The 4,127-nt window shown below is 71.2% G+C and carries 4 protein-coding genes; 2 read left to right on the top strand and 2 right to left on the bottom strand.

What is annotated here, in order from left to right:
• Positions 1 to 202 (top strand): hypothetical protein (locus GKQ77_RS28785; protein ID WP_219691909.1); only part of this gene is annotated, 202 nt, incomplete at its 5' end.
• Here GKQ77_RS28785 and GKQ77_RS28780 read toward each other — a convergent pair.
• Together GKQ77_RS28780 and GKQ77_RS28775 are read right to left on the bottom strand one after the other, a co-directional pair.
• The gene (locus GKQ77_RS28780) at positions 199 to 1,452 is read right to left on the bottom strand and encodes a LolA family protein (RefSeq protein WP_219691906.1); all 1,254 of its coding nucleotides are present in this window, start codon (positions 1,450 to 1,452) and stop codon (positions 199 to 201) included. The two genes, GKQ77_RS28785 and GKQ77_RS28780, sit on opposite strands and share 4 nt — an antisense overlap.
• Before the next feature lie 335 nt (positions 1,453 to 1,787).
• Positions 1,788 to 2,798 carry a polyprenyl synthetase family protein gene (locus tag GKQ77_RS28775; RefSeq protein ID WP_219691904.1) on the bottom strand — a complete coding sequence of 337 codons (1,011 nt, stop codon included), beginning with the start codon at positions 2,796 to 2,798 and terminating at the stop codon, positions 1,788 to 1,790.
• A gap of 293 nt (positions 2,799 to 3,091) precedes the next feature.
• Between GKQ77_RS28775 and GKQ77_RS28770 the strand changes: the two genes are divergently transcribed.
• On the top strand, positions 3,092 to 4,127 hold a 1,036-nt coding region (locus GKQ77_RS28770), incomplete at its 3' end, for a CocE/NonD family hydrolase (RefSeq protein WP_219691902.1).

The following is a 4,127-nucleotide window of genomic DNA, read 5'->3' as shown; positions in this document are numbered from 1 at the left end:
GGTCCCCGCCCACGCACCCGCCGAGCGCCTCGCCCGGCGTGGACCGTCCCCCGATGGTGTCCGGCACCGCTTCCTCCTGTCACCCGACTCCCGGCGTTCGGCTCCCGACGCCCGGCTCCCGGCGCTCGGCTTCCGGCATTCGGTGTTCCTCGGTGCCGCCACCCGGCGGCACCGAGAAAGACCGCTCAGGCCCCACGCCTAGTGGGCCGCGTTCGCCGCCTTGACCAGCGCGTCCTTCGTGACCGCACCCGCGTACACCGTGCCGTCGTCGGTGACGAGGGCGTTGACCAGGCGGGTCGAGAAGACCGTGCCGGAGCCGAACTTGCCGCTGACCTGGTCGCCCAGCGAGTCCAGCAGCTTCTGCGCGTCCGGCGGGACATCGCCCGAACCGGCCGTCGGCAGGCCCTTGCCGCCCGGCAGCTTCAGTTCGGCGATCGCGTTCCAGCCCTCGCCGATGACCTTCAGGTCGTTCAGGTCCTCTTCCTTGAACTCCTTGCCGCCCTTGTTCCTGTCCTCGGCGTCACGGCCGTCCCCGGCGTGCTCCTCGGCCTCGGTGACCTTCGCGCCCTTGGGCGGCGCGAAGTCGAACGTGTCCGCCGACGGCTTCCCGAAGTCGACCTTCGTGAAGCCCACGTCGATCACCGCCGCGCCCCCGGAGGCCGGGGTCAGGGTGAACTTGAGCGGCGTACCCGTCTTCGCGTCCACGGCGACCGTGATCTGACCGATCGTGGAACCGGTCTGCTTCGGCTTGATGACCAGGCGGTACGCGTCACGGCCCGCGACCTGCGCGGTCCCGTCGACCTTCACCGACGTCGTGCCGTCGACGGCCTTCAGCGCCTGCTCGGCGAACTCCTTGGGCGTGGCGGGCAGATCCTCGGCCGCGCCCTTCGGGAGGCCGGAGTCCTTCGAGCCCCGGGAGTCCTTCGCGTCCTCGGGCGCCTTCGCGTGGTACGCCTCGTTCGACGCGCTGTCGTACGCCCACACCTCGTCGCCGTTGTGGATCAGGCTGTACTCGGCGGCGTCGTCGAGGACGGACACCTTCTGCTTGTCGGGGCCATCGGCCGCGACCCGCAGCGTGTGCGTGCCCGAGGCCAGCTCCATCAGCTTGGCCTTGGGGTCGGCGGCCGAGCCCTCGCCGTCGCGGCCCGCGCCGCCACCGCCGGCGAGACCGCCCGCCATGCCGCCCATCGACGGCAGACCCAGATCCGTACTGATCTTGACGTTGCCGGAGAGCCGCTGCGTGTCCGACGCGGCGATCTTCTCGACGAGTTCCTGAGCGGTGACCTTCGGCAGCTCCGGGTCGCCCGAGGTGGCGAGCGCCGGGACGAGCCCGATGGTCGCCGCCGCCACCCCCGCCACCGCGACCGGGACCGCGTAACGGGCCGCCTTGCGGCGGCCGACGCGCGGCTCCCCGGCCTCACTGGTGTCCTGTTCCGGTTCGTACGGTGCCATTGTGTGCCCTACCTCCGTGGTCGGCGGCGGCCTTCCCTGTACGTGCTGTACGTCCCTGTACGTGCATACATGCGTACGTGCCTTCGTCCACCCCGCGCCGCCATTCTCACCCGAATTGGTCAGGAGTGGTGGTCCCTGCTGGGTTCTATCCGACCAAATCGGCGGGCCGAAAGCGTCAGACCCCGGGCTCAACTCCACGTACTGCCCAGGGATGACATGAAGCGGCGGCGCCTCCCCCGACCCGTAGGGGGTGACGCCGCCGATCGTCAGTGCCGGTTGGGCCGGTCGGCCCAGTCGGCCCAGCCGGCTCCGAGCACTCAGCCTGCCCTGATCACTCAGCCGGCCCGGTGCACCACCAGGTCGCAGAGCTCCACCAGCGAGATCTTCGCGTCGCACTCCGGCAGCGGCGCCAGCGCGGCCCGCGCCTCCTCCGCGTACCGCACGGTGTCCCGGCGGGCCTGCTCAAGGGCGGGGTGCGCGCGCAGCAGGGAGAGCGCCTCGGCGTGCCGGGCGTCGTCGGTGAGGTCGGAGGCGAGCAGCTCGCTCAGGGCGATGTCCTCGGGCAGGCCGAGCCGCGCCACACGCTCGCGCAGGCGCAGGACCGGCAGCGTGGGGATGCCCTCGCGCAGGTCCGTGCCCGGCGTCTTGCCGGACTCGTGCGAGTCGGAGGCGATGTCTAGCACGTCGTCGGCGAGCTGGAAGGCGACACCGAGCCGCTCGCCGTACTGCGTCAGGACGTCCACGACCGTCTCGTCGGCGCCGGACATCATCGCGCCGAACCGGCAGGCGACGGCGACCAGCGAGCCGGTCTTGCCGCCGAGCACGTCGAGGTAGTGGTCGACCGGGTCGCGCCCCTCGCTGGGCCCCGCGGTCTCCAGGATCTGGCCGGTCACCAGGCGTTCGAACGCCTCCGCCTGGATGCGGACGGCCTCCGGGCCGAGGTCGGCCAGGATGTAGGAGGCGCGGGCGAAGAGGAAGTCGCCGGTCAGCACGGCCACGGAGTTGCCCCAGCGCTGGTTGGCGCTCTCGACGCCGCGGCGCACATCCGCCTCGTCCATCACGTCGTCGTGGTAGAGCGTCGCGAGGTGCGTCAGCTCGACGACCACGGCGGAGGGCACGATCCCCGGCGCGTACGGGTCGCCGAACTGGGAGGCGAGCATCACGAGCAGCGGGCGGAAACGCTTCCCCCCGGCGCGCACGAGGTGCTGGGCGGCTTCCGTGATGAAGGGGACCTCGCTCTTGGTGGCCTCCAGGAGGCCCTCCTCGACAGCCGCCAACCCTGCCTGGACATCGGCTTCGAGAGCCTGGTCCCGCACGCTCAGCCCAAAAGGCCCGACGACGGTCACGAGAGGTTCTCCTGTCTGCTGACGATCACATGGCGAACTCGGTCGATCATTGGATCTCGGTCGATGACACGGTTTGTCGATGTGTCGCTGCCATCACTCAAGTCAGCGTATCCGGTCGCCTTTCGATCACAGCGAGCACCTGCCCGCACAAACGCGGCCGGGCGACCTGCGATCACCACCGGTATGTTCTTGATCAGCCCATACGACCGAGAAGCCCTGTCCGCACCACTGGGCACGCAACGACCGGGAGAAGCCGCTTTGTCCCGTACTACTGCCGAGTACGAGGTCTCCCCATGACGCACCCGAAGATCCGGTCCGACTCCGATTTCCCGTACGAGACGACGCACGAGGACTTTCGCGTACCCCTCGCCGACGGGACCACGCTCTCCGCGCGCGTGTGGCGTCCGGTGACCGACGAGCCCGTGCCCGTACTCCTCGAATATCTGCCCTCCCGCCTCAGCGACTGGACGGCACCGCGCGACTGGCAGCGCCACCCCTGGTACGCGGGCCACGGCTACGCGTCCGTGCGCGTCGACGTCCGCGGGCATGGCAACAGCGAGGGCCTGCCCGCCGACGAGCACTCCGGGCAGGGGGCGGCCGACGGCGTCGAGGTGGTGAACTGGCTGGCCGGGCGGGACTGGTCGACCGGGAAAGTCGGCATGTTCGGCATCTCCTGGGGCGGCTTCGACTCCCTGCGGATCGCGGCCCTCGCGCCCGAGCCGCTCAAGGCGGTCGTCGCGGTCTGCTCGGCGGACGACCGCTATGACAACGACGGGCACTACATGGGTGGTTCCGTCCTCGCGGCGGGCATGCACGCCTGGGCGGCGACGACGCTCGCCTCCGTATGCCGCCCGCCGGATCCGTACCACGTGGGCGACGCGTGGCGCGAGATGTGGCTGGCGCGCCTGGCGGCCGTCGAGCCCCCCATCCACACCTGGCTGGACCACCAGACCCGCGACGACTACTGGCGCCGCGGCAGCGTCCGCGAGGAGTGCTCCGCGATCGGCGCCGCGGTCCTCGCGGTGGGCGGCTGGCACGACCCGCACCGGGACACGGTCCTGCGCCTGGTCGAACACCTCCCCGACGACCGGGTGCGGGGCCTGATCGGGCCGTGGCCGCACCAGTACCCCGACCGGGGCCTGCCGCCGGGCCCGGCGATCGGCTTCCTCCAGGAGACGCTGCGCTGGTGGGACCAGCACCTCAAGGGCGTCGACACGGGAATCATGGCCGAGCCGAAGCTCCGCTCCTGGATCAGCGACTCGCACCCGCCGGCGACGGCCTACCCTCAGCTGCGCGGCGGCTGGGTCGGCGACCCCTCCTGGCCCTCCC

The sequence above is a fragment of the Streptomyces anatolicus genome, from assembly GCF_019400875.1.
GTDB lineage: Bacteria > Actinomycetota > Actinomycetes > Streptomycetales > Streptomycetaceae > Streptomyces > Streptomyces anatolicus.
The sequence above is the reverse complement of the archived record's forward strand: the minus strand, read 5'-3'. Positions and strand labels throughout refer to the sequence as shown.

What these genes read in the sequence shown, in the direction of transcription:
- GKQ77_RS28780 (WP_219691906.1), bottom strand. Translation starts at nt 1,452, where the DNA reads ATGGCACCGTACGAACCGGAACAGGACACCAGTGAGGCCGGGGAGCCG.